Origin of the sequence: Planktothrix sp. FACHB-1355 (genome assembly GCF_014748295.1) — a bacterium.
In the GTDB taxonomy this organism is placed as follows: domain Bacteria; phylum Cyanobacteriota; class Cyanobacteriia; order Cyanobacteriales; family Aerosakkonemataceae; genus Aerosakkonema; species Aerosakkonema funiforme_A.
The window spans coordinates 1-1,780 of record NZ_JACJUP010001314.1 but is presented as its reverse complement, the minus strand read 5'-3'; the positions used below and the strand labels follow the sequence as shown (position 1 = coordinate 1,780).

General features: G+C 43.5%; 3 protein-coding genes. All 3 read left to right on the top strand.

Annotation, left to right across the window (positions count from 1 at the left end):
* Positions 1–259: response regulator (locus H6S82_RS31930; RefSeq protein ID WP_191057401.1), on the top strand; the 259-nt coding region annotated here is incomplete at its 5' end.
* Between the two features lie 98 nt (positions 260–357).
* The gene (locus H6S82_RS31925; protein WP_190465628.1) at positions 358–924 is read left to right on the top strand and encodes a chemotaxis protein CheW; all 567 of its coding nucleotides are present in this window, start codon (positions 358–360) and stop codon (positions 922–924) included.
* Positions 925–1,034: 110 nt separating this feature from the next.
* Positions 1,035–1,780, top strand: a 746-nt coding sequence (locus tag H6S82_RS31920; protein WP_191057400.1) for a GAF domain-containing protein, incomplete at its 3' end; no start/stop codon positions are given.

Genomic DNA, 1,780 nt, shown 5'->3' with positions numbered 1-1,780 from the left:
AGAAGCTCAGGAAAAACTGCATTCGCACAAGCCAAACTTGATCATTCTTGATGTCGTCCTGCCGGGTCAAAGTGGGTTTGAACTGTGCCGAGAAATTAAAACCGACCCGCACACTAGCGAAATCCCGGTAGTCATTTGTTCCACAAAAGATACTGATGTGGACAAAATGTGGGCCAATATGTTGGGTGCGGACGCCTACTTGCCAAAACCGGTAGAGGAGACAGAACTGCTGCGTACAATTAGACAACTAATTAAGTAGTCATTATTTCAAGGCCAAGCCAATCCAAAATCCTGGCATCCAAAATCCAAAATCCTTGCATCGGGTGACCGATGCCCAATGCCCAATTAACAAAAATTATGATTGATTCTGTAAAAAAAGGTTCTGCACTTGCTCGCGTTGCTTCTCCTCCCAAAGCCCCAGTTTCATCAGAGGATGAAAAGTTTTTACGCTTTCAGCTAGGAACAGAGGGTAAAGCTTTGCTACCTCTTAACATTATCTATCAAGTGATGCGAGTACCTGGGTCTGAAATTCTGCCAGTTCCGCAAATGCCTACTTGCGTTTTGGGTATTTACAATTGGCGCGGGGAGATGTTGTGGTTGGTGGATATCGGTCAGCTGGTGGGATTTCCGACCTTGTGGGAACCTTCTGCTGGTAAAGGGGGAGTTGGAGGGGATCTCATGACGATCGCTATCCAAGTTAACGATCGGTCTCTGGGATTAGTCGTGCCCCAAATAAACGATATCGAATTGCACGATAGCCAACAAATGCAAGTTCCTTCTATGGGATTATTTGCTCCTGAAGTAATGCCCTATTTGCAAGGTTATTTAATTACCGAAAATAGCGAAGTTTTGATGGTACTGAATGGGGAGGCGATCGCACAGGCTCCCCTTTGGCAAATGCACAGAATAAATGGCGAATTGTAAATTTCAGAAAAAAATTAAATCGAAAATAGATTTAAAATTATAAATCTGAGATTTGCAATTTAATTGGTCGCTACATTGCTAATTCATTTAAGTTTACAGAGGTTGAATCGATGACTGCGTACTACCAAACTAACCAGAACGAACAAGAAAATAATGGGAATAAAGGCGAGCGAAACCAGGGAAACGGTAGCTCGCCTATAAAAATAATTGCGACAGCATTCGGAAGTTTAAAATCAGACTTAGAAAAGACAGTAGTATGGAAAACTCCGGACATCCAAAATAAAGTGCTGCGAATGGAAAGTCTAGTGGCTAACGTGGAACACAAATTTAAAGCCACTTGGGATGCAGCCGTGCAGGCACAATTTAAAAATGAAAGAGATAAAGTATTTGCGATCGCATCTGGAATTCGCCAAGCTAAAGACTGGGATGCCAAGCTGAAAACGGCTGCGATCGAAGTACGCAAACACCTACAAGCAGATCGAGTACTGATCTATCGCTTCAACGGCGATAGCTTTGGTGTAGTCGTAGCGGAGGCGATCGATCGAGAATTGACTCCATCTCTAGGCCAAAGTCTTGCCAGCAGTAGTTTTGGAGGTGAGCGAGCCTCCGATTATTTAAATCGGCAAGTTGTGGCAATTGACGACATTTCTGCCAGCGAAATTACCCTTTCTCAAATGCAGTTGCGGGAAAATCTGCAAGTAAAAGCAAGTTTGAGCGTACCGCTGCTGATGGATGAAAAAGTCTGGGGTTTGCTAGTAGTTCAACAATGCAATTCATCGCGTCATTGGCTGGAAACAGAAATCAACTTAGTTTATCAAATTGGCACAGAACTTGCCCATCTCCTGCAACCATATGA

Bases quoted from the DNA above. Each gene is read 5' to 3' on its own strand.
- H6S82_RS31925 (WP_190465628.1), top strand. From the start codon at position 358: ATGATTGATTCTGTAAAAAAAGGTTCTGCACTTGCTCGCGTTGCTTCT.